Genomic DNA, 23,325 nt, shown 5'->3' on the forward strand with positions numbered 1-23,325 from the left:
AATAAAAAGCCTAAATCCAAAGGATTTAGGCTTTCGATCACTGAATTAAAGCGCGGTGACAACACCTGTCACGTGCGGTTTTTGGTTTTTACTGTTTCGAATTAAAAAGTCTGTATTTTTAGCGTCCGTTGCAGTTAAAAACTCAACTTTAGATGGCAAATACATAGGTAACTTAAACCACACATCGACTTCATAAGCATCTGGCAAAGTTAAACTAGATAAGGCTTTGGCTTTGCTCCACATGCCGTGCGCAATCGCTTGTTTAAAGCCAAATGCTTTTGCAGTAATCGCGTGGATATGAATTAAGTTAAAATCGCCAGACGTTAAAGCATAACGGCGACCTGTATTTTCAGAAATATCCCATTCAGCTTGAACGGCATAGTTTAGCGCTTTGCTTTCTGCAGGCTTTGCAGCAGCTTTAGTGGTGGTTTTTTGACGTGCTAAATACGTGGTCAAACCTTCCATCACCACCTCATTGCCTACTTTAACGGTGGTAATAAAATCAAACTGTACGCCTTTATCATGTGGTTGCAATTCACCAAATTTACACGACAAGGTCAGTTGTTCATTCAATCCAACTTTACGGCTTTGTTTGACTTGGTTGCGAATATGCACCAAGCCCAAAATTGCAAATGGAAATGCTTCTTGGGTCATCATGTGCATTTGCAGACTTTGTGACAATACAGCCAAATAAATTGCAGGAATATAGCCGTTATTTTTAAAACCTGTCACTGCATTATAGGCTTTTAAGTGCTTTTGATCGACCTTGAATGAATCCACCACATATTCAACTTGCGGCAGAACTTTTTCACCTTTTGGCTTTTTAAAAATTAAGCCCTGAATCACTTTTGGATAGGCTAAATAGGGTTTTGGAAGTTGACTAAAATGGCGAGTATTCATACTGAACCTTTGAGAAGTTTTTCTAATTTATTTAATGGAGTTCTTTCTCCCGCTGGGAGAAAGCTAGAGAGAAGGGTTAATAATCTATCCCCTTATCTCCCTCTCCTAAATCCTCTCCCCAAGGGAGAGAACTTTGAAGGTGTTAAGCCCCTAACAAGCTTTGACCACAAACACGTACCACGTTACCATTAATACCTGTCGATGCCGATGAAGCAAAGTAAGCAATGGTTTCTGCAACGTCTACAGGTAAACCACCTTGACTCATAGAGTTCATACGGCGACCTGCTTCACGAATGGCAAAAGGAATTGCAGCAGTCATTTGCGTTTCAATAAAGCCCGGTGCAACCGCATTAATGGTGATGCCGTTGTTTAAAACAGGTGCGGTGAATTTCACGACACCAATCACGCCAGCTTTAGATGCTGCATAGTTGGTTTGACCCAAGTTGCCTGCAATACCTGAAATTGAAGATACGCAAACAATACGACCATTGGCATTTAAACCATCATTTTCCAATAAGTAATCGTTCACACGCTCAATTGCAGACAAGTTGATGTTAATGACTAAATCCCAAAGCTCTGGTTTCATATTTGCCAAAGTTTTGTCACGGGTAATCCCCGCATTATGCACAATAATATCCAAACCACCTTGCGCAGCGGCAGCTGTTTTAATTTGCTCGCCTGCATCTGCAGCAGTAATGTCAATTGCTAGTGTTGAACCACCGATTTCAGCGGCAACACGGTCTAAATCTGCTTGTTGTTGTGGAACGTCTAGGCAAATAACGTGTGCACCATCACGTGCCAACACATGCGCAATCGCTTCACCAATACCACGGCTTGCACCTGTCACTACAGCAGTTTTACCTGCCAATGGTTTTGCCCAATCTACATCTACAGTTGCAGCACTCGACACACGAATCACCTGACCTGACACATAAGCAGAACGTGGTGAAATGGCAAAACGTAACGTAGATTCTAAGTTTGCTGCAGCACCTTGATCGACATAAATTAAGTTAGCCGCAATGCCTTTTTTAAATTCTTTGCCTACCGATTTTACAAAACCTTCCAAAGCGCGTTGTGCAATGGCTTTTTTCACACTGCCTGCAGTTTCTGGTGTAGTACCAATCACCACCACGCGACCAGAAGCCTGAATTTGACGTGCGATTGGGTTAAAGAAATCATAAAGCGCTTTTAATTGTTCTGAGTTTTCAATACCTGAAGCATCAAACACCACCACTTTAAATTTAGATTCTTTATCGCCCGAATTGAACGCACCTAAATTTAAACCTACTTTTGCCGCAGCTTGTTGCAATTCTGCATTGTTGCCTGCATAACTATTGGCATGTACATTGGCTAAAACCTGTGCAATTTCAGCAGATAAATCACTTGCAGGCGCTGCACCTAAAAGTACTGCACCTTTTACCACAGGCGTTGCAGACTCGAAACGATCTAAAAAAGTTGGGGATGGTAAACCCAAATTTTTAATGACAAATTTACCAATAGGAGATTTTGCAAATGTTTGGTATTGATCAGTCATGATTATTATCTCTCATAAATTCATTTTTTGATGGATTACACGATATCTTTTAACATCAATATGATGCCAAATGCCCACATTTCAATAGCGTTACCCGTTTGTGCTAAATCATACTTGAGTTAATTATCAGATGTCTTGACCTGAATGCATTCTGCAATGTCATTGTAGTCAATTCAGCTGTCATACTATTGTGCTAATGTACGCATCAAGTAGACCCTTAACATGCTTGGAAAAGCCTTATGAGCAAAACAACTCAAGAAAATCCAGCAGTGGAAAATTCTGCAACGGATTCTGTGTCAAATACATCAACTGCTAAACGTACAAGCAAAAGTAGCAACACTGCAACCCGTTCCAACACGAGTACGACAAAAACTACACGTACCCGCACGACTAGCCGTGCTAAAACAACTGCTTCAACGCAAACAAAAGCACCATCTAATACCAATACCTCTGTTCAACAGGATAAAATTATGAGCCAAAACACTGTTCGCCGCGTTGCTATTATCGGTGGTAACCGTATTCCATTCGCACGTTCTAATGGCGCTTACTTTACTGCATCTAATACAGATATGTTTACAGCAGCATTAAATGGCTTGGTTGAACGCTTCAATTTACAAGGTCAGCGTTTAGGTGAAGTGGTTGCTGGCGCAGTACTCAAACACAGCCGTGACTTCAATATGACCCGTGAGTGCGTACTGAATACTGCCCTTGCACCTGAAACACCTGCTTACGATTTACAACAGGCGTGCGGTACTGGTTTGCAAGCTGCATTTTTAGTCGCCAATAAAATTGCTTTGGGTCAAATTGATGTAGGTATCGCAGGTGGTGTAGATACTACTTCTGACGCACCAATTGCCTTTGGTGATGGTTTACGTAAAGCTTTGCTTGAACTCAACATTGCAAAAACAGGTAAAGACCGCTTAAAAGCATTAACTAAAATCAACGTTAAAGACCTGATGGATGCGCCACGTAACGGTGAACCACGCACAGGTTTATCAATGGGCGACCACCAAGCCATTACTACGTTGGAATGGGGCATCTCTCGTGAAGCGCAGGATGAGTTAGCAGCTTCATCTCACCAAAAAATGGCAGCTGCCTATGACGAAGGTTTCTTTGATGATCTCATCACGCCATTCTTAGGTTTAGAACGTGACAATAACTTACGTGCAGATTCTACTGTAGAAAAACTAGCGAAGTTAAAACCTGCTTTTGGTAAAGGCGACGCGCGCACTATGACGGCGGGTAACTCGACTCCACTAACCGATGGTGCATCTTGCGTATTACTTGCCTCTGAAGAATGGGCAAAAGCCAATGGTCACGAAGTCTTGGCATATTTGACTTTCCAAGAAACTGCAGCAGTTGATTTTGTAGGCAAAAAAGAAGGTTTGTTGATGGCACCTGCGTACGCTGTTCCACGTATGCTTGAACGTGCTGGTTTAACATTACAAGACTTCGATTATTACGAAATTCACGAAGCGTTTGCATCTCAAGTCTTGTCGACCTTAAAAGCATGGGAAGATCCAAACTTCTGTAAAGAGCGTTTAGGTTTAGATGCACCTTTAGGATCAATTGATCGTAGCAAATTAAACGTTAAAGGTTCATCTTTGGCAGCAGGTCACCCATTTGCAGCAACAGGCGGACGTATTATTGCCACTGCGGCGAAACTTCTGAATCAAAAAGGTTCAGGTCGCGTATTGGTGTCAATCTGTGCAGCAGGCGGTCAAGGTGTAACAGCCATTATTGAAAAATAATTCTGCCTAGTTCCAATTTAGATAGCAATAAAAGCCACTTGATTCGCTCAGGTGGCTTTTTTATAGCGCTTAATTTATAGCAGCTCACTTTTAATTAGCCACTAGCGTTTTATCTGACTGAATGTTGCGGAGCATAACCCAATTTCGCTTCGATATGGTCATAACAATATTGAAAAATAAAGGTATAGAGCAAAATACTGAGCGTCATCAATAAATCAATCAAAATTGCCTGCAGCATGGATATTTCTAGTGCATACGCCACCATGGGAATAGTGGCGAGCATTAAGCCACCTTCAAAACCAATTGCGTGTAAAACGCGTATTTTAAAAGTTCTGTGTAGCTGGTGTTGCGCTTCAAACTTTTCAAAATAGTGATTAAACAACATATTCCACAGCACCGATGTCACCGCCATCGCAATGCCTAGACCACCTGTCACTTGCATTGGCATTTCAAACACATAACTTAATGCCAAAGCAATGATGACCAATAAAATCACTTCATAACTCAGGGCATGTACCCATCTTCTTTTGGAAATCAACATCTGCTTACTCAAATACTTATCCTTCCCCACTTATTTTATTTTCATTTAATTGACCAATCGAGTTAGAATCCATCAATAATATTGAAAGATAAAAGCCAACCTCTGTCATGAATATCAATCAAGATCAGCTGATTATTTTTATCACCGTCATGGAAACGGGTTCTTTTTCTGCAGCTGCACGCCAATTGGGCAAGGTGCCTTCGGCAATTAGTATGTCCATTGCTAATTTAGAAATTGATTTAGACCTAAAACTGTTTGAACGGATTGGGCGTGAACCTTTGCCTACCCCACAAGCGCAGAGTCTTTACGAAAAAAGCAAACAACTGCTCATAGAAATGAAGCAATGGAAACAACATGCTTTTGCGCTCAGTTCTGGGCTGGAAGCACACTTAAATATTGTGGTGGTGTCTGAATTACTACACACTCGCTGGACAGATTATATTGTGTTACTAGAACAGCAATTTCCTGAATTGCAGATCAATATTTTCTCTGCGCCACAAGAAGATGCACTGCATTTACTCATGACTCAAGCAGCGGACTTGGCCTTTATGTTTGAACGCGAACAATTACAAAGCAGTGAACAATTTGTGGAATTAAAACGTGAAATTTTAGTGCCTGTCGCTGCCCGACATTCACCGCTGGCTGAATCTGATCAAGTCAGTTTTGAACAGATTTTACAAAATCGGCAAATTGTAGTGGCGAGCCGTGATCGGCAGATTAAACCCGAGTTGTTATTTTCTAAGCACTATTGGCGTACCGATAATCATCATTCTGCCTGCAGTATGATTAAGCAGGGTTTAGGCTGGGGTGTCTTGCCCTTGGAAATGCTGAATGAACATCCTGAACTACAACACGAATTAAAAATTTTACAGCTGCTAGATTTCACCCCAAAATTTGAATATTTTGTCGATTTGGTCTGGAGCCGAGAACATCAATTGGGCGCTGCTGCTCATTTTTTGATTAATCACGTCCGAAATCTGAGAAAAACTGGTAAATAATCCACAAACCCTCTTACTTGGTACTTGGGTTAAAAGCTGTTTGTGATATAACTGAATGTATAAGCAATAACCTAAGAACTAGATCTCGAATGACACAGACAGCCTTAAATCAACTAAAAAACTTAACCACCATTGTTGCAGATAGTAGTGACTTGGCTGCGATTGAAAAGTTTCGTCCTTTGGATGCGACCACCAACCCATCACTCATTACGGCGGCTGCAAATCAACCTGAAAATAAAGCGTTGATTGAAGCTGCATTTGAGCAAGCCAAAGCTGAAGGTTATACAAATGATCTATTGGTTGAGCGCAGCATTGATATTTTAACGGTCAAATTTGGTGTAGAAATTTTAAAGCTGATTGAAGGTCGTGTTTCGACTGAGGTGGATGCTTCTTTGTCTTATGACACTGATGCGACCATTGCCAAAGCCAAAGAACTTTTAGCACTGTACCAAGCTTATGGTGTTCATTCAGACCGCATTTTGATTAAGATTGCATCGACATGGGAAGGCATTCAAGCGGCGAAAGTGTTGGAAGCCGAAGGCATTCACACCAATTTAACCTTATTGTTTGGTTTACATCAGGCACATGCTTGTGCAGATGCCAAAGTGACGTTGATTTCACCATTTGTGGGTCGTATTTTAGATTGGTATAAAAAAGCTGAAAATGTCATGTACTACCCTATTGAAAAAGATCCGGGTGTACTTTCGGTGAAGAAAATTTATCAATTCTATAAACAGCATCAAGTACAAACTGAAATTATGGGCGCGAGTTTCCGTAGTATAGATCAGGTTTTGGCTTTAGCTGGTTGTGATTTATTGACCGTTGCACCAAATTTATTGGCAGAACTTGAAGCTGATGAACGAGAAGTCGCTGCAGCGTTATCGACCAATGGCATTCAAGTTCAAGCTGAACCACTGGCAGCAATTGAAAAGGAACAATTCAAAGCGCAACTTGAGGCAGATTTGATGGCGTTCCAATTGTTACAAGGCGGCATTGATGGCTTTATTAAAGCGCGTGAGCAACTTGCCACCCTATTACGCCAGTCTTTCGGCTTAGATGCAGAGATTAAAGCTTAAGCTTTAACCTATCCCAGTAAAATTCCAAAATTTTTACTAAGCCACAAAACCGATGTTGTTATACTGCAACATCGGTTTTTATTTAGGTGAGTTTGCGTGTTTGGTATTAGTGACCTCAGCACTTTTATAATTGGCACAACCTTAATTGTGCTCTTGCCTGGCCCAAACTCACTCTATGTCATGTCAGTGGCTTCACGCTTTGGGATACGCACAGGCTATGCAGCTGCTTTCGGTGTATTTACGGGTGATCTGATTTTAATTGTGTGCACCATTTTAGGGGCAGCCTCATTATTGCATGCTTTTCCATGGCTATTCACCTTATTAAAAGTAGTTGGTGCGCTCTACTTAGGCTATTTAGGTATTAAACTACTGATTGCAGCCTATAAAACATGGTTTCCACAAACCAGAACTTCGCACGCCAATCTTTCTACAACAGCAACGAGCAATACAACTGAACGGGTTCATCCCTACCGAACTGCTTTAATGATTAGCGTTATTAACCCAAAAGCAATTTTGTTTTATTTGTCTTTTTTTGTGCAATTCGTCAATCCTGATTACACCTACCCGATGCTGAGCTTTGCTGTTTTAGCCATCGTCCTACAAATCATTAGCATGGGTTATTTATCTATCTTGATTTTTTCAGGAGTCAAATTAGCCAGTTATTTCAATCAACGCTATAAAATTGCAGCCATTTGCGTTGCAAGCATTGGTATTTTGTTCTGCGGTTTTGGCTTTAGACTGGCAAGCTCAACGCTATAAAAAAAGTATAAAAAACACTTTTGACTATTTGTTCAAATGTGTATGATCTGTTCATAAATTATAGAAAGTATGTCTAAGAAAGCATGCAAAAACTTTTAAATGACTTCTCTGTGCCTGCAGTATTTGCAGGTTTTATTACCTTCTTGGTCGGTATTAGTGTTTCCGCGGTTTTAGTCATTCAGGCAGCACAAATTTTAGGCGCAAGTGCTGAGCAAATCAGCTCTTGGTTTTGCGCGTTGGGTTTAGGTATTGGTCTAAGCGGGCTGATTTTATCTTGGAAATTTAAATATCCTGTGGCGACCTCATGGTCTACCGCAGGCTTGGCACTGATTATCGCCACGGGCAGCGGTTATAGCTTACACGAAGCAATTGGCGCATTTTTGTTTTGTGGCGTACTCACAGCAGTGCTTGGCTTTTTGGGTATTTTTGAAAAGGTACTGACTTATATTCCACAAAGCTTAACCAGCGCCATGTTGGCAGGTGTGCTGCTTAAATTTGGGATTGCCCTATTTACCAGTCTGCAAGAAGCATGGGCATTTATTTTGTCTTTATTGGCAGCCTATGTATTGGCAAAACGATTTAGCCCGCGTTATAGCATTGTTTTAACTGTATTGATTGGGGTCGCGTTATGCCCAATCTTCTTACAATTTCAAATGCCCAGTGTGCAATGGAGTATTGCGCAACCTGTTTGGATGCAACCCGAATTAAGTTGGTCTGCCATTTTAGGTTTAGCCCTGCCTTTGTTTGTCATTAATATGGCATCGCAATATTTGCCCGGTCTTGCCATGATCAAAAGCTATGGCTTTAACCCAAATGTACGTCACTTAATTGGTTGGACAGGCACAGCACAAGCTATTTTCGCGCCATTTGGATGTTTTAGTGTCAATATCGCATCCATCAGTGCTGCTATTAGCTTAGATGATCAATCGCATCCCGATGCCAGTAAACGCTATATTGCGGGAATTAGCTGCGGTTTGTTTTATATCTTGATGGGGATATTTGCGGCAACGCTTACCAGTTTGCTGATGGCATTCCCTGCTGTTTTTATTACAGCTTTGGCAGGAATTGCACTGCTTGGCACCATTGGACACAACATTGCCCTCGCCTTTCAGCACGTTTCAGAACGTGAAGCCGCTTTATTGACCTTTTTATTTAGTGCTTCTGGGGTGCAGTTTTTTGGTATTGGTTCTGCATTTTGGGGACTGATTTTTGGTTGTGTGGTTTTGGCAGTTTCAAAGTTTAAACAAAGCAAAAGCTAAATAACTAAGCGATTAAAACACTTTTTCAGAAGCATCGTATTGATTTATTGTATGCGCGATACATTAAGGGCCGCTGTGCTTCGGATAAATTCCACTGTTTTAGCAAAAGTTTGTTGGCTTTCTTTTTGGTGCATAAAAAATTGATATTCGTGAATTAACCATGCTTTTGTATCTGGATAAAATGCTGTCGTCACAGGAATTTTCTGTTGCTGTAAAGCATGCAGCATCGGCATAGATTGAGTTTCTGTTAAAAAGTCTTTGTTACCACCACTGATAAATACCGCAGGATAATTTGCTGTTAAATGCTGAATAGGCGAAATATTCTTCAGAAATTCACTGTCCTGTTTCCGATCTCCCGTGTAAGCCTGCACCAAATTATAAACACCCCACTCTACGATATTCATTTCATCTGGCGCAGTTTCAACAAACGCTTTTAGATCATAAATCCCGCAGTGCAAAATCAGCCCTTTAAGTTGTTTGTGCTGAATAGTCGGTTGTAAATTAGACTGCTGTGCAAATGCAGGATTACTCAATAATTCGGCATAATGGCTAGCTAAATTCGCCCCTGCAGAATCACCTGCCAAATATAATTGTTGTGGATTAAGCTGATACTTTTCTGCATGTTGCGTGATGTAATTTAAAGCCTGATCAATTTGTTGCAACTGAGTAGGATAAGTTGCATGCGGGGCGAATTGATATTGTACTGCAATTACATTAAAGCCCTGCGCGGCTAATAATTTAAAATAGCCACGTGCATGTGCTTTTGAGCCCGCAATCCAGCCACCACCATGAATCCAGACAATTGTCGGGCGTGCGGCTAAATCTTGCAATTGACTGTTTTGATACAAGTCAAAACTCAAATTAGGCTGCGTTGCATACACAATATCATGTTGCACTTGTATATTTTTGGGTGCATAGCGATCCATGATTTTCTGCTGCAAGCCTGTGGTGAGATTAAATGCACTAGCAATGATTCGACTGTTCTGCTGCGTGGTTTGACAAGCACTTAACAACATAAAACACAGCAACATCCAAATTATTTTCAAACCACATTTCCCTCAAGATTCATACGCCCAATTCAAACCCAAGTAATTTAAAATTAAATTATGAAGGTCTATTTATTTTTGCAAATTTAGCATCTTATTTTATCGTATAGCTTTGCCGTTGAGTTGAGTAAATTCATCATCTTCAGCTTATCTTTTCTTTCAGCAAATTTGGCGGGTAATTAAATGAATTATCAATCTTTTTTCAGATTTTAAATTGAACCTATATAGACTATATGCTATCAATAAAGTGTAAGGCGAATAATCATAATTTCTGGAGTTACCCGCATGTCGTACCAAAATATTTTAGTCCCTGTAGATGGTTCACAAATTTCTTTTTCAGCGGTCAAACATGCAGCTGAAATTGCCAAAGTATTTAACAGTAAACTCACCTTAATTAGCCTTGTTGCGGAAGACCCATTTACTGATTCTGACTTTTACTATAATTATTCATCTGCCATTATGAAAGAATACTTTGTGCAAGCGACAGCCAATGCACAAAAGGCATTAAAAGAAGCAGATGAAATTGCGAAAGCAGTGGGTGTAAATGCAGAAACTCGCGTGGTTGAGGGTTTGGTATCTGCTGAAGGTGTAATCAAAACTGCGAAAGACTTAAATGCCGATGTGATTGTGATGGGTTCACATGGTCGTAAAGGTTTCCAAAAATTATTATTGGGTAGCTTTGCCACAGACGTATTACGTCATACAGAATTACCTGTGCTTGTAGTTAAAGCTTAATCACTATTTTAAGCCATATTTTCATCATAAATTTTTAATAAGGATTTGCCATGACAACTTATAAACACTTACTTGTTCCAGTAGATGAGTCACCTATGTCTTATGCTGCAGCCGAACAAGCACTTTCATTGGCAAAAGATCTAAATTGCCCTGTTACTATTATGAGTGTAATTGCAGTTGATCCTTTTGTAGGCGTGGACTTCTACAAAGTTGCACCAGCAATTACCGATTATTTCATGCAGGCTGAACAAAATGCACAAAATCGTTTGGCTGAAATTCAGCAATCCTTTAGCCGTGAAGGTATTTCGGTAGATACCAAAATTATCCGCGGTGTTGCAGCCTCTGAAGGGATTGTACAAATTGCCAATGAAATTGGTGCTGACCTGATTATTATGGGTTCGCATGGCCGTACTGGAGTGAAAAAGATGATGCTCGGTAGCGTTGCCCAAAACGTACTGACTCAGTCTCCTGTTCCTGTTTTGATTGTTAAGGTTTAATTCATTACCAACTGTGCTCTGCCACAGTAAAAGATAAAATAAAAAAATCCCGTTCGCCAATGAACGGGATTTTTCTGGATAAAACTTTTAAAAGCTTTTCTAAATTACATATTATGCAATCCAGTTTAGCTAGGTTGAATATTCATTTCAGACCAAAACTTAATTAACCCGATGCGGTAAACGGAACATTTCATGCGTATCGGTATAAAAACTGCGACCATCTAAATTCAGTTCAATTTCCTGACCACATTCCAACAACACATGTTTTCCGACTTCGACCCATTTAAAACCATCACGGGTATTTTGCTTTTTCTTTGATGCCACCAAAGACACCATAATTTCGCGACCATTCACTGCTTTCGCAAGCATTGTTTGCATTTTTTTCAATATTTACACCAATTCATTTATAACTTACAAATCAAGCTCAAATTAAAATTTTGAGCATAGTTTTTAATACAACAACATTCATCACACTTAATTTGCAGTGCATAGAAAATAAATGCAGCACAGCATGATGATGAATAACTACGAGAGAATAGAGATATTTTTATTGTACAAGTTATATTATAACATAGATTTAAAGTCTTTGCAGCATGGACTACAAAGTTGTAAAGATAAACTTAATAAAACAAAAATTTCTTAATCAAACCTTAATCATTTTCGTGAGATAATCTACCCCAGACACAATGGATGGTGTTTGATCGCACAAGCCCACTTCGGTGGGTTTCTTATTAGGCTAACTAAATAACGATAACAAACTTTATCTTTCTGACGTTTATCTTCTGATTTTTTATCTACAAATTTCAAAAATAAAAAAGAGTATGGATTTTTTTAACCCATACTCTTTGTGTGCGACTACGCTACTCCATTAGCGCATAGTCACAAATTCTTCTGCAGCAGTTGGATGAATTGCGACAGTATTGTCAAAATCTTGCTTGGTCGCGCCCATTTTGACCGCGACTGCAAAACCTTGCAAAATTTCATCCATGCCATAGCCAATACCATGCACGCCCACGACTTTCTGTTCATCACCAACGCAGACCAATTTCATTTTAGACACTTGACGATGCTGAGTTACAGCCGTGTACATTGAGGTAAAAGAAGATTGATAGACTTTGACCTGATCTTGCCCAAACTGTTCAATGGCTTGCGCTTCACTTAAACCCACCGTACCAATAGGCGGATGACTAAAGACCACCGTGGCAACATTTTGATAATCTAAATATTCATTTGGTTTGTGATTGAATAAACGTTCAGACAATTTACGTCCTGCGGCAACAGCAACGGGTGTCAGCTCAATTTTTCCAATAATATCGCCCACCGCATAAATTCCCGCTTGGCTGGTATTTTGGAATTGATCTACTGCGATATATCCTTTTTCATCAATCTGCACATTTGCAGCAGCCAAGTTCAATGCTTGTGTATTTGGTTTACGTCCAACTGCCCAAATCAGACAATCGACCTCATGCTGTGAACCATCTTCAAGATGTAATAACAAAGACTGATCCGCTTGGCGAGTGACTTTCTTTGGAATGGCTTGCGTATGCACTTGGATATGTTCATCACGCATACATTCAAGTAATGTTTCACCTAAAAATTGATCTAAACTACGCAGCGGCAATTGTTTACGAATAAACAATCCAACTTCTGAACCCAACCCATTTAAAACACCTACTAACTCTACGGCAATATAACCCGAACCGACAATTGCCGTGCGTTTTGGTAATTGTTGCAATTCAAAGAAACCGTTTGAATCAATTCCTAGCTCTGCCCCTTCAATATCTGGACGTGTTGGCTCAGTTCCTGTGGCTATTAAAATGTGATCTGCAGTGTATTGCTGCTGATTTACTTCAACTGTTTTTTCATTTACAAAACGAGCAAAGCCCTGAATCACATCAACATTGTTTTTAGCTAAACCTGATTGATACGATGCATGGATACGCTGAATATAAGCTTGACGATTTTGAATTAACGTATTCCAATCATGCGATTTTAATTCAGTATTAAAACCATAATCTGGGCCGTATTTTTGAATAGCATCGGCGATTTGCACAGAATACCACATCACTTTTTTAGGCACACACCCCACATTGACACAAGTCCCGCCCAAATCTGCAACTTCAATTAATGCACATTTTTTACCATATTGCGCCGCGCGATTGGCCGAAGCAATACCACCACTTCCTGCCCCAATTACCAAATAGTCATAATGTTTAGCCATTTCATGCCTCAATTTTTCGTGATTTTTTAGATACTCATCTGCAGAAATTCAGCGCAGAAAAACATTCATTTTCATCAAAACTAACACATAAAACTGCATTTCCCAAGTCAGCCATATTGTCTAAATACACAAAATCGACACACTGTCATTCAATTGATTTCACTGCCAATAAAACTGACTATTCACTTAAATTTTACGCTTTTAAGGCTATAATATAAATTTGATTTTTTATCATTGGGGTCAATGTGAAGCAGTGGGTTTACGTTCTGATATGTAGCTTTATCACTTTCGGCTGTTCCCCATCCCAACCGTCAGATCAAGCCCCAAGCATGTTTGATGAACTCGATCTCATCAATACCAAAATGAATGAAATCTTGCTTCGCGATTTAGATAACTATTCTGCAGATGAGCGCAAACATATTATTTGTGAAGAATATACGCAGATTTACAAACATGAATATATGCCAATTGTACTTAAAATTCTAAACCTGAAGATCGGCAATATAACGAGAAAAAATTACTTGCTGAATTAAATGAAACTTACACCAACTATAAAAATGAATATCAAATTCGCTGTGACTAAGCTAGATTATTTTTAATGTATTCCAGCCACAAAAAAGCCATTTCAACGAATTGATGAAATGGCTTTTAGTTTTTTAACTTAAACCTCTAACATACTATTTAGGGTTTCAACCACGTTTTTAGATTTCACCACAGACTGCAAATTTAGCAACGCTGCTTGCACTTGGTTACGTTGTGGCTCTGCCAAAGTGTACCAACGCGACAACACCTGCAATAAACGCGAACCTACAATTGGGTTTTTCTCATCTAAATACTTGGCTAAGTCAATAAAATGCTGAACACCAAAACTCCATGTATTCACAGGGTTGCTATTTAAACCACCACTGACTGAACGAATACGGTTAGGTGTACCCAAATCATAATCAGGATGTGCAGTTAAAGCCTGAATGGTTTCAGCTGTCGCTTTTGGATGTGAAGCTTGAACCATAAACCATTGATCAAGTGCTAAAGCTTCATCTTTAAAACGTGTATAAAAATCTTCCAAAGCAGCTTTGGCTTGCGGTGCATCATTCCACACCAAGACACGCAATGCCCCTAAACGCTCAGACATATTTCGAGTGGTATGGTATTGCTGCTGTGCCAGCTCAAACGCTTTGGCATCGCCCTGACGTGCCATTAACGCCAACATGATATTCTTTAAAGCACGTACACCCATTGCCTGAGAGAAATCTTGCTGCATGTCTGGATCAAGGCTTAAATAGGTTTCTTTGCAGAATGCACCAAGTTCGCGCGCCAATGTATCTAACAGCGCATTGCGTTGTTGCTGAATTTTTTCAGGTTGATAATTTTGATCAATACGGCTGCCCAAATAGCCTTCAGAAGGTACATCAAAAATACGTGATGCCAACAAAGGATCTTTTTCAATTAAAGCAGGTACTGTATTTTTCATGGCTTGCAAATAAGTATCTGCTGCATGTTCTTCCAATAAAATACGTTCCAATAGAGTCTGAGTCGCCTGCCACTGGTTAAAGCCATTGGTTTCGTGCTGCATTAAAAATGCCAATTCATCATTAGAATAGTTAAATTCTAAATTCACAGGTGCAGAAAAATTACGCAATAAAGAAACAACGGGATGCGCAGTTATACCGCTAAATTCAATACTTGCTTGTGCCTGATCAAACAAATACACACCATCTTTTACTGAGTTTTCAACCAAAGCTTCAGACTGCAAAATATATTGCTCGCCTGTTTCTGCATTGAACAATGCCAATGCAACAGGAATAGGCAATGCTTTTAAGTTTGGATATTTGGCATTGCTTTTCAGACTTTGTTTTAAATTTAAACGATAAACCTGCGCAGCCGCATCGTATTCGCCCTGCACTTCAAGCTTTGGTGTGCCTGGTTGATTGTACCAAGTCAGGAAATTAGATAAATCGACACCTGAACCTGCGCTTAAAGCATTGACCCAATCTTCAACCGTGACTGCTTGTCCATCATGACGACGGAAATATTCATCACTACCTTTACGGAATTTTTCTTTACCGAGTAAAGTCGACATCATGCGGTTAATTTCCGCACCTTTTTCATAGACTGTTGCGGTATAAAAGTTATTAATTTCTACAAAATGATCTGGACGTGGTGGGTGCGATAACGGGCCAGAATCTTCAGGGAATTGATGTGCTTTGAGTACCGCTACATCATCAATACGCTGTACTGCGGCAGACTGTAAATCTTCAGAGAAAGACTGGTCACGGAATACCGTTAAACCTTCTTTTAAACACAACTGGAACCAATCGCGGCAAGTAATACGGTTACCTGTCCAGTTATGAAAATATTCATGCGCAATCACGGACTGCACACGCATAATCGCAGCATCGGTGGTGTATTCTTCATCGGCCAATACACATGACGTATTGAAAATATTCAGACCTTTATTTTCCATTGCGCCCATATTAAAAGCGCTGGTTGCCACAATCATATAATTGTCTAAATCATACGGCAGACCATAGTGTTCTTCATCCCAGCGCATCGAATGTTTTAACGCTTGCATAGCAATTTTGCATTTTGGAATGTCTTTTTCTTCTGCATAAATTTCCAGCGCAACATTACGCCCTTCAGATGTCACATAATGGTCTTTCATGACTGCCAAATCGCCAATCACACAAGCAAATAAATAGCTTGGCTTTTTGGTCGGGTCTTGCCAAATCGCATAATGACGACCTTCGCCTGCTTCACCTGTTTCTAACAAGTTGCCGTTTGCCAATAACACAGGATATTTTTTATCGGCTTCAACACGTGTGGTAAATACCGACAATACGTCTGGGCGGTCAGGATAGAAGGTAATTTTACGGAAACCTTCAGGCTCGTTTTGGGTAACAAATAAATCAGAACTTGCCTGATATAAGCCTTCAAGTTGCGTATTGCTTTCAGGATGAATGATCACGATGGTTTCTAACGTGACTTGATCAGGTGCATTTGCAATGCGAAGCTGCTCACTATCTAATTGATAGTCACTTTCCGATAATTCCGTGCCATTCAAAATAATAGATTTCAATTCTAAATCACGGCCCAATAACACCAAATCGCCTGCAGTCTGACGCTGCATTTTCAATGTTGCACCCACTTGGGTGTAATCTGCATAGACTTGAATATCTAGCTCTACAGCATCTACCAAGAATGAAGGTTTTTGATAGTCTTTTAAATAGATAGTTTGGCTGGCTTCAACCATAGGATTTGCTGCAATATTCATCTTGTCCTCATTCTTTGTGGCGATGCGCTTGTTTTTGTAAAGTTGCAATGATCATACGACAACTTTCAACATCTGTCTGCGCACAATCTATTTCAGTCTTGTTCAACAATGCTGATTTATATGGGCGCTCAACCCAAGCTTTTCAATCCTATCTGGATTAATCCTGTACAAGTAACATAAAAGCAGACTGTTTAAATCAATACCTGTATTGCTATTACGCGTAAATTTAATATTTTGATATGCAACTTCACTTCAAATACGACCAACACAGGCTAATTTTGATGATGATCAAAAGCACAGAAGCTTCCACCTTTCAGTACACAAGCCATGTATAATGACATATCACGATTTACTTGAGCTTCTATTTCACAATGCTACAAATTCTGCAAAAACAATTAGATGAAAGCACATTATGCCCTTTGTGTCAGGCATCTATGTATTGGGTAGAAGCAGAACAATATGAGCAGGAATTAAATTTTCACCAATGTAGTCATTGTGAACATCGCATCTTTCAAAATAGCCAACAACAAAACTGTCATTGCGCAAGCTGTACCCAACAACGCAAAAAAATCATGGCGGAAACCCGCTTGCAAGAACAACAAAAATTCAAAAAACAGGATGCACCTGAACGCGAATTAAATCAGCTGCGTTTTATAGATAAATTATTTTTATTGAGTATTTTAGATCAGCATGCACAGGAACATATTCCATATGAAGAATTTATAGATTGGGAAAAAATCAAGTATTTAAATATTACCCCCAACTATTTTTTCCAGCACGGCATGATCAAACATTTGCTAAAAGAGCAAATATTAATTGCCAAAGATTTTGCGGAAAATGCGCAGCAATATTATATCAATGTCCGTTTAGATGGTTATTCTGAACCAAGCTTATTCAGCATTGCACAACAATTACGTTATTGGTTTTATGAAAATCTGAGTATGGGCACACCGTTCAAAACAGCAGATGAAGTCAAAGATGCGCTGTATTTATTGCTGTATCAAGAGATTGTGCAGTTTATGCAATTTTATTGTCGGACTTGGGGAATACAAATTGCGGGCAACCATAGTTTTCAGAGCTTTTGCTACCGACTTTTAGATGTCTTGGCGGTTGGGCAAATTTATTACTTGGTGCAAACTGCTTTGGAATTTTTATACCAACAAAAAGCACTCAAACCGCGTAATGAAAACTTTATTAATACCAATTTACTGAAAAAGACTGTGCAGCAATACCGAGAACGGTCAGTGGCTGAAAAATGGGAGACCTCTACCCTGCCACGCCCGCCTAATTTGCCTTTCAGCTATATGAGCGAAATTTTATTCTTCCGCTTTTTGGGTTATGACGAAAGGATTTTCTTTCAACCTGTGTGGCGTTCTTGGCGAAAAATTGAAGCACGACTTAAATTTTATTCACTTAAACGCTGTATGCACTGCGGATCGGATGAACTGACTGTCGATTATGACGCAGAAAATTATGTGTCCTTATTTTGTCGCAACTGCAAACATCAAGATCATTATTTCACTCAATAAAACTTTGGTGAAGATGATGGTTACACCCCATCACTGCCCAAATTCATCATCTACTGCAGTATAGAGTCAACAGGATACGTACAGAGGATTACAGTTTTTCGATGTGATAAGCACCTAATCCACTTTTCTGTTTAGTGCTAAATTGAGTGCCGTTTCAGATAAAGTTTTACCGTCTAATTTACAAATACACATAATGCCCCAACCATCAAAATAATCAGGCGCGTGCTGCAAAAAGAAATTGGAATGTACATCTTGCGGAATTCTCAAATGCATCAGTTGCTCAAAACTTCGTGCTGGAGAATGAGTTTCATGCACATATACGCCTTCACCGCGCTTTTGAATTTCAGGATACCGTGCCGCCATAAGCTGCAAAACTTCATGATATTCCTTAGGCATAGTTTTCCCGACTCTTGGGAAAAAACTTTTAGAACGCGAAGCAAACAAAGAATAAATCTTCGGTTGATTAATGCTAATCACAAACCACAATGGAATAAATGGATTTTTTAAGCGTCGATTCAACATGGCTTTGACTGCACTTGGAATCGTCAAATTTTGTTTTTGATATTCAGACAAAAAACCCGCTCGTGAATTGACCACATGCATAGGCTGTTCATTATAATGAATCAAAATAAAAGGAATAACATTTTGCCCAACCACTTGATCTCGATCATGATATTGAATAACCGTGACTGCGATTGCATCGGGGTCATAAACAAAGGCTTTAAATTCTTCTAAACTCGAATTTGGAAAGATTTTTTGATCGAATTGATAAATTTTTTCAAAAAAATACGATTGCTGCTGCATTGAAAGCGCTTTAAAGTCAAAAACTGTTTCTATTAAATTCATAAAAACAACCCAGTTTCATATTTAAAGAGAGACGCAAAATTTTTTTAATTGGTCAATGCATTAATAATATGACACATTTTAATTACATAATTTTACAATCATTATAGTAAGTTATTAAAAAATATCCAATTTCATTAAAATTAAAACTAAGTAGTTCATTTCAACAAAGTTTTTACCAAAAATTATAATTAAAATTGAATACCAGCATTAATCCATTATATTTTGTGACGCAGTTTACATTATTTTATGACGAACGGTATTGATAGGCAAATTTATATTGTTTTAATAAGTTAAATCCTAATTTATTTCATAGCTTACGCCCCTATTTTTAAAATCAGCTAGGCAAGCTGAAATATCACAATCTATGCTGTTTTAAATGTCATTCATTATTAGATTGAAATTTTACACATAAAAATAAGGGCTGAATAATCAGCCCTTATTTGATCTTGCTTATCGCTCAACACTCGAACAAATCATAGATTTGCTCTTGCGTTTGCTTTTCCTAACTTAGGTCAACTGAGCAGCAGCAATTTTCTTGGTGTCTACATTCGCAGCAGCGTCTGTGTAGCTTTCCATCTGGTCAAAGTTCAAGTACTTGTAGATGTCAGCAGACATGCTGTCGATTTGAGAAGCGTACTGTTGGTATTCTTCTGGTGTTGGTAACTTACCAAGTACCGCTGCAACAGATGCAAGCTCAGCAGAAGCTAAGTAAACGTTTGCACCTTGACCTAAACGGTTCGGGAAGTTACGTGTAGAAGTAGATACTACAGTTGTGTTCGGTGCTACACGTGCTTGGTTACCCATACATAATGAACAACCTGGCATTTCTGTACGCGCACCCGCTTTACCATAAGTGTTGTAGAAGCCTTCTTCCATAAGTTGACGCTCGTCCATACGAGTTGGAGGCGCTAACCATAGACGAGTAGATAAAGAACCACCAGGAACTTTGTCTAATAACTTACCAGCAGCACGGAAGTGGCCGATGTTTGTCATACAAGAACCGATGAACACTTCATCAATTTTGTCACCTTGAACGTCAGAAAGAAGTTTTGCATCATCTGGATCGTTCGGGCAGCAAAGGATTGGTTCTTTGATGTCTGCAAGGTCAATTTCATACACTTTAGTGTATTCAGCGTCAGCATCAGCTTTAAGAAGTGATGGGTTCGCTAACCATTTTTCCATGTTCTCAACACGACGAGCCATAGTACGCGCATCGCCATAACCTTCAGAAATCATCCACTTAAGCATGGTGATGTTTGAACGAAGGTATTCAGCAACTTTCTCTTCAGAAAGTGTGATAGAACAACCTGCAGCTGAACGCTCAGCAGAAGCATCAGACAATTCAAATGCTTGTTCAACTGTTAAGTCAGTTTCCATTTCTGTTAAGTCGATTTCTAAGATACGACCAGAGAAGATGTTTTTCTTACCTTTCTTCTCTACAGTTAAGTCACCTTCTTTAATTGCGTAGTAAGGAATCGCATGTACAAGGTCACGTAAAGTGATACCAGGCTGCATTTTACCTTTGAACTTCACAAGTACAGACTCAGGCATGTCAAGTGGCATAACACCAGTTGCTGCAGCGAACGCTACAAGACCAGAACCCGCTGGGAAAGAAATACCAATTGGGAAACGAGTATGCGAGTCACCACCAGTACCTACTGTATCTGGAAGAAGCATACGGTTTAACCAAGAGTGGATAATACCGTCACCTGGACGTAAAGAAACACCACCACGGTTCATGATGAAGTCAGGAAGCGTGTGTTGCATTTGAACGTCAACTGGTTTTGGATACGCAGCTGTGTGACAGAAAGATTGCATTACTAAGTCTGCAGAGAAACCTAAACAAGCTAAATCTTTTAATTCGTCACGTGTCATTGGACCTGTTGTATCTTGAGAACCAACAGTAGTCATCTTAGGTTCGCAGTAAGTACCTGGACGAACACCTTGACCTTCTGGAAGACCACAAGCGCGACCTACCATTTTTTGAGCTTGAGTGAAGCCTTTGCCTGTGTTTTCAGGTTGTACTGGAGTACGGAACAAAGTAGATGGTGCAAGACCTAAAGCTTCACGCGCTTTAGCTGTCAAACCACGACCAACGATCAAGTTAATACGACCGCCTGCACGTACTTCGTCTAGAAGCACTGGAGTTTTAAGTTCAGATTCAGCGATTTGTGCGCCGTCTTTGAACGCTGTTACTTTAGCAGCAGCATGGTCGATTTTAAGAGTGATTTCATCACCCATGTTCATATTAGAAACGTCGATTTCTACTGGTAAAGCACCCGCATCTTCCATTGTGTTAAAGAAGATTGGCGCAATTTTACCACCTAAGCAGTAGCCGCCATCTTTTTTGTTTGGAATGTGCGCGATTTCATCACCGAAGAACCAAAGTACAGAGTTAGTTGCAGACTTACGAGAAGAACCTGTACCAACAACGTCACCCACGTAAGCAACTTGGTTGCCTTTCGCGATAAGGTCTTTGATTTGGTTTAATGGACCAACTTCACCAGGAACTTCTGGGTTGATGCCATCACGTACGTTTTTCAACATTGCATTTGCGTGCAATGGAATGTCTGGACGACTCCATGCGTCTTGTGCAGGTGACAAGTCGTCAGTGTTGGTTTCGCCAGTAACTTTAAACACTGTAAGTTTGATTTCTTCAGGTACATCTTTACGGCTAGTGAACCATTCAGCATCAGCCCAAGATTGTAAAACTGCTTTCGCGTTTTCGTTACCTGCTTTTGCTTTGTCTGCTACGTCATGGAACGCATCAAATACAAGCAAAGTGTTTTTCAATGCTTCAGCTGCTAAGCCAGCCAATTCAGCATTGTCTAAAAGCTCTACTAAAGGTGCTACGTTATAACCACCAAGCATTGTACCTAGTAAGTAAACTGCGCGCTCTTTAGAAACGAGTGGAGAGGTTGCTTCACCTTTTGCTACAGCAGCTAAGAAAGCAGCTTTAACGTATGCCGCTTGGTCAACACCTGCAGGTACACGGTTTTCAATCAAATCAACCAAATAAGCTTCTTCGCCTGCTGGTGGATTTTTTAATAATTCAACTAATGCAGCTGTTTGCACATCATCAAGTGGCTTCGGTGGGACTCCGAGTGCGGCACGTTCTTCAACGTGTTGGCGGTAAGCTTCTAGCACGGTGTTATTCCTCTTTTTTAAAAAATTATTTGTGAATTCCTGCTTTTAAAGCATCACAAACAATATGGACTGCAAAATTTTACTAAACTTCCGGTTAAAAGTTAATGCAACTAGAGTGTTTCTTTGTGATGCCCATTATTTTATAACTAAATGATGCGCATATTGTTCAATTTACAGACAAAACACGACTTAATTTTAACTTTGTCTGTATGTACACTAACTTTTCGCCTAAAGTTTAACTCGTAAAAAAGGCAACACTCATGTTGCCTGTTCTAATGAATGAATGATATTCCACCTTAGTGTACTGTTGTGGCTTGAAGATAGTGCTGTAATTGTTCGCGACTACCTTCAAACTTGAGTTGAATTTCATCTTCATGCAGCATACAGTGTTCTGCACTGGTAAATGAAATTTGAACTTGATATATCTTTGCAGGTGCATCAATTTGCTGACGTAAATACACCCGATCACCTAAACTTAAAACATAATGACTGCCGCCAATTACCGCGACACCTTGTTCATCTTCTAAGAGCAAATCTGCATTATGCAGGTAAGCAACCACTTCCATTATGCGCTCCTACTGTTTTTGTTATCTTTTTAATTATTCATGAAAAAGATAAGCTTTGCCAGTTTTAAGATTTAGAACTTGTCACAATTTATTTGTTATTTATTTTAGTTTTAGACGTTTTATTTACTTAGGCTATTTTTGATAAAAGATATAGAGGTACAAAACATATTTCAATTTTAATTCATAAAAAAACCGTTCTTTTAGAACGGCTTGTAATCAGGCATTTTATCATGCGGTGTCGCGATACATTTTTCAGTAAATTGCGTACGGACTTTTTCACGTGCCGCATCAACATCACCATTAATTTCTTCAAGTGGCAATGCATAGACTTGCTCAATAATCTCTAAAATAAAATTACGAGTAATGTCATCTTCAATTTTATTGGCATGCTCAATCGCACGTTCTTTTTCAATCGCATTTTGACGATCTAGCATGATGGTACGCGCAGCATTGCCAACACTTCGGCAATAGCCTTGCCATTGTTCTTCAGGGGTTAAGGGTTTCTTTTCTGCACAGCCCATTAATGCAAGCACTGCAGTCACCACCAAAATCTTTTTCATTGAAGCTCTCCTGTTGTGCTTATGATAATCAAAAGTTTGCATAAATACGAAACTATCCATGTACAAGCTTAAAAAATGCGCTCTGATTG

At 39.6% G+C, this 23,325-nt stretch carries 20 protein-coding genes; 9 read left to right on the forward strand and 11 right to left on the reverse strand.

The genetic code is table 11. The features are described from left to right. Positions 1-45: 45 nt before the first annotated feature. Together FTU39_RS03595 and FTU39_RS03600 are read right to left on the reverse strand one after the other, a co-directional pair. A complete protein-coding gene (locus FTU39_RS03595; protein ID WP_131260931.1) occupies positions 46-900 on the reverse strand; it encodes a MaoC/PaaZ C-terminal domain-containing protein in 855 nt (284 codons plus the stop codon). 142 nt (positions 901-1,042) lie between these two features. Next, the gene (locus FTU39_RS03600; protein ID WP_179989514.1) at positions 1,043-2,434 is read right to left on the reverse strand and encodes a 3-oxoacyl-ACP reductase; all 1,392 of its coding nucleotides are present in this window, start codon (positions 2,432-2,434) and stop codon (positions 1,043-1,045) included. Positions 2,435-2,673: 239 nt separating this feature from the next. Between FTU39_RS03600 and FTU39_RS03605 the strand changes: the two genes are divergently transcribed. After that, positions 2,674-4,185, forward strand: coding sequence for an acetyl-CoA C-acetyltransferase (locus FTU39_RS03605; RefSeq protein WP_180051733.1), 1,512 nt, complete (start codon positions 2,674-2,676; stop codon positions 4,183-4,185). A 109-nt stretch (positions 4,186-4,294) separates the two neighbouring features. Here the strand turns inward: FTU39_RS03605 and aceI are convergent, their stop codons facing one another. Further along, a complete protein-coding gene (aceI, locus tag FTU39_RS03610) occupies positions 4,295-4,726 on the reverse strand; it encodes a chlorhexidine efflux PACE transporter AceI (protein ID WP_179996420.1) in 432 nt (143 codons plus the stop codon). Positions 4,727-4,833: 107 nt separating this feature from the next. On the opposite strand from aceI, the gene FTU39_RS03615 reads away from it, so the two are divergent. The 4 genes from FTU39_RS03615 to FTU39_RS03630 all read left to right on the forward strand — a co-directional run bounded on the left by FTU39_RS03615 (position 4,834) and on the right by FTU39_RS03630 (position 8,818). After that, entirely contained in the window at positions 4,834-5,724 is an 891-nt protein-coding gene (locus tag FTU39_RS03615) for a LysR family transcriptional regulator (protein ID WP_004973259.1), read from the forward strand. Between the two features lie 89 nt (positions 5,725-5,813). After that, a complete protein-coding gene (gene tal, locus FTU39_RS03620) occupies positions 5,814-6,800 on the forward strand; it encodes a transaldolase (RefSeq protein WP_136144603.1) in 987 nt (328 codons plus the stop codon). Positions 6,801-6,896: 96 nt separating this feature from the next. Further along, positions 6,897-7,559: a leucine efflux protein LeuE gene (leuE, locus tag FTU39_RS03625; protein WP_004973255.1), complete on the forward strand. Its 663-nt coding sequence runs from the start codon at positions 6,897-6,899 to the stop codon at positions 7,557-7,559. Between the two features lie 83 nt (positions 7,560-7,642). Beyond that, on the forward strand, positions 7,643-8,818 hold the full coding sequence (locus tag FTU39_RS03630; RefSeq protein WP_180051734.1) for a benzoate/H(+) symporter BenE family transporter: 1,176 nt from the start codon (positions 7,643-7,645) through the stop codon (positions 8,816-8,818). 44 nt (positions 8,819-8,862) lie between these two features. Here FTU39_RS03630 and FTU39_RS03635 read toward each other — a convergent pair whose 3' ends face one another. Beyond that, complete coding sequence (locus FTU39_RS03635; protein ID WP_180051747.1) at positions 8,863-9,834, reverse strand: alpha/beta hydrolase; 972 nt, start codon at positions 9,832-9,834, stop codon at positions 8,863-8,865. Positions 9,835-10,149: 315 nt separating this feature from the next. Between FTU39_RS03635 and FTU39_RS03640 the strand changes: the two genes are divergently transcribed. Beyond that, a complete protein-coding gene (locus FTU39_RS03640; RefSeq protein ID WP_004973248.1) occupies positions 10,150-10,599 on the forward strand; it encodes a universal stress protein in 450 nt (149 codons plus the stop codon). A 50-nt stretch (positions 10,600-10,649) separates the two neighbouring features. Further along, complete coding sequence (locus tag FTU39_RS03645) at positions 10,650-11,096, forward strand: universal stress protein (protein ID WP_004973247.1); 447 nt, start codon at positions 10,650-10,652, stop codon at positions 11,094-11,096. 159 nt (positions 11,097-11,255) lie between these two features. On the opposite strand, the gene FTU39_RS03650 is transcribed toward FTU39_RS03645, so the two are convergent. Together FTU39_RS03650 and gorA are read right to left on the reverse strand one after the other, a co-directional pair. Then, positions 11,256-11,474, reverse strand: a complete 219-nt coding sequence (locus tag FTU39_RS03650; protein WP_004973244.1) for a hypothetical protein — start codon at positions 11,472-11,474, stop codon at positions 11,256-11,258. A gap of 490 nt (positions 11,475-11,964) precedes the next feature. Beyond that, positions 11,965-13,317 carry a glutathione-disulfide reductase gene (gorA, locus tag FTU39_RS03655; protein WP_180051735.1) on the reverse strand — a complete coding sequence of 451 codons (1,353 nt, stop codon included), beginning with the start codon at positions 13,315-13,317 and terminating at the stop codon, positions 11,965-11,967. A 245-nt stretch (positions 13,318-13,562) separates the two neighbouring features. Here gorA and FTU39_RS13780 point away from each other — a divergent pair, with 245 nt between their 5' ends. Further along, the gene (locus FTU39_RS13780; RefSeq protein WP_179991086.1) at positions 13,563-13,850 is read left to right on the forward strand and encodes a hypothetical protein; all 288 of its coding nucleotides are present in this window, start codon (positions 13,563-13,565) and stop codon (positions 13,848-13,850) included. Between the two features lie 128 nt (positions 13,851-13,978). Here the strand turns inward: FTU39_RS13780 and pepN are convergent, their stop codons facing one another. After that, a complete protein-coding gene (gene pepN / locus FTU39_RS03660; RefSeq protein WP_179988639.1) occupies positions 13,979-16,588 on the reverse strand; it encodes an aminopeptidase N in 2,610 nt (869 codons plus the stop codon). 371 nt (positions 16,589-16,959) lie between these two features. On the opposite strand from pepN, the gene FTU39_RS03665 reads away from it, so the two are divergent. Continuing rightward, on the forward strand, positions 16,960-18,117 hold the full coding sequence (locus FTU39_RS03665) for a hypothetical protein (protein WP_180051736.1): 1,158 nt from the start codon (positions 16,960-16,962) through the stop codon (positions 18,115-18,117). A 114-nt stretch (positions 18,118-18,231) separates the two neighbouring features. On the opposite strand, the gene FTU39_RS03670 is transcribed toward FTU39_RS03665, so the two are convergent. From FTU39_RS03670 to FTU39_RS03685, 4 genes are all read right to left on the reverse strand, one after another. Then, positions 18,232-18,963, reverse strand: coding sequence for a hypothetical protein (locus FTU39_RS03670; RefSeq protein WP_004973230.1), 732 nt, complete (start codon positions 18,961-18,963; stop codon positions 18,232-18,234). Positions 18,964-19,470: 507 nt separating this feature from the next. Beyond that, the gene (locus FTU39_RS03675; RefSeq protein WP_096900892.1) at positions 19,471-22,110 is read right to left on the reverse strand and encodes a bifunctional aconitate hydratase 2/2-methylisocitrate dehydratase; all 2,640 of its coding nucleotides are present in this window, start codon (positions 22,108-22,110) and stop codon (positions 19,471-19,473) included. Positions 22,111-22,406: 296 nt separating this feature from the next. Further along, positions 22,407-22,676, reverse strand: coding sequence for a hypothetical protein (locus tag FTU39_RS03680; protein ID WP_004973220.1), 270 nt, complete (start codon positions 22,674-22,676; stop codon positions 22,407-22,409). A 200-nt stretch (positions 22,677-22,876) separates the two neighbouring features. Then, positions 22,877-23,236, reverse strand: coding sequence for a hypothetical protein (locus FTU39_RS03685; protein ID WP_004973219.1), 360 nt, complete (start codon positions 23,234-23,236; stop codon positions 22,877-22,879). Positions 23,237-23,325 lie beyond the last annotated feature (89 nt).

Source organism: Acinetobacter sp. YH12099 (assembly GCF_013419195.1).
GTDB classification, from domain to species: Bacteria; Pseudomonadota; Gammaproteobacteria; order Pseudomonadales; family Moraxellaceae; genus Acinetobacter; species Acinetobacter towneri.

Coding starts and splice junctions, on each gene's coding strand:
- FTU39_RS03595 (WP_131260931.1), bottom strand. CDS start 900: ATGAATACTCGCCATTTTAGTCAACTTCCAAAACCCTATTTAGCCTAT.
- FTU39_RS03600 (WP_179989514.1), bottom strand. CDS start 2,434: ATGACTGATCAATACCAAACATTTGCAAAATCTCCTATTGGTAAATTT.
- FTU39_RS03605 (WP_180051733.1), top strand. CDS start 2,674: ATGAGCAAAACAACTCAAGAAAATCCAGCAGTGGAAAATTCTGCAACG.
- aceI (WP_179996420.1), bottom strand. CDS start 4,726: ATGTTGATTTCCAAAAGAAGATGGGTACATGCCCTGAGTTATGAAGTG.
- FTU39_RS03615 (WP_004973259.1), top strand. CDS start 4,834: ATGAATATCAATCAAGATCAGCTGATTATTTTTATCACCGTCATGGAA.
- tal (WP_136144603.1), top strand. CDS start 5,814: ATGACACAGACAGCCTTAAATCAACTAAAAAACTTAACCACCATTGTT.
- FTU39_RS03630 (WP_180051734.1), top strand. CDS start 7,643: ATGCAAAAACTTTTAAATGACTTCTCTGTGCCTGCAGTATTTGCAGGT.
- FTU39_RS03635 (WP_180051747.1), bottom strand. CDS start 9,834: ATGTTGTTAAGTGCTTGTCAAACCACGCAGCAGAACAGTCGAATCATT.
- FTU39_RS03640 (WP_004973248.1), top strand. CDS start 10,150: ATGTCGTACCAAAATATTTTAGTCCCTGTAGATGGTTCACAAATTTCT.
- FTU39_RS03645 (WP_004973247.1), top strand. CDS start 10,650: ATGACAACTTATAAACACTTACTTGTTCCAGTAGATGAGTCACCTATG.
- FTU39_RS03650 (WP_004973244.1), bottom strand. CDS start 11,474: ATGCAAACAATGCTTGCGAAAGCAGTGAATGGTCGCGAAATTATGGTG.
- gorA (WP_180051735.1), bottom strand. CDS start 13,317: ATGGCTAAACATTATGACTATTTGGTAATTGGGGCAGGAAGTGGTGGT.
- pepN (WP_179988639.1), bottom strand. CDS start 16,588: ATGAATATTGCAGCAAATCCTATGGTTGAAGCCAGCCAAACTATCTAT.
- FTU39_RS03665 (WP_180051736.1), top strand. CDS start 16,960: ATGCTACAAATTCTGCAAAAACAATTAGATGAAAGCACATTATGCCCT.
- FTU39_RS03670 (WP_004973230.1), bottom strand. CDS start 18,963: ATGAATTTAATAGAAACAGTTTTTGACTTTAAAGCGCTTTCAATGCAG.
- FTU39_RS03680 (WP_004973220.1), bottom strand. CDS start 22,676: ATGGAAGTGGTTGCTTACCTGCATAATGCAGATTTGCTCTTAGAAGAT.
- FTU39_RS03685 (WP_004973219.1), bottom strand. CDS start 23,236: ATGAAAAAGATTTTGGTGGTGACTGCAGTGCTTGCATTAATGGGCTGT.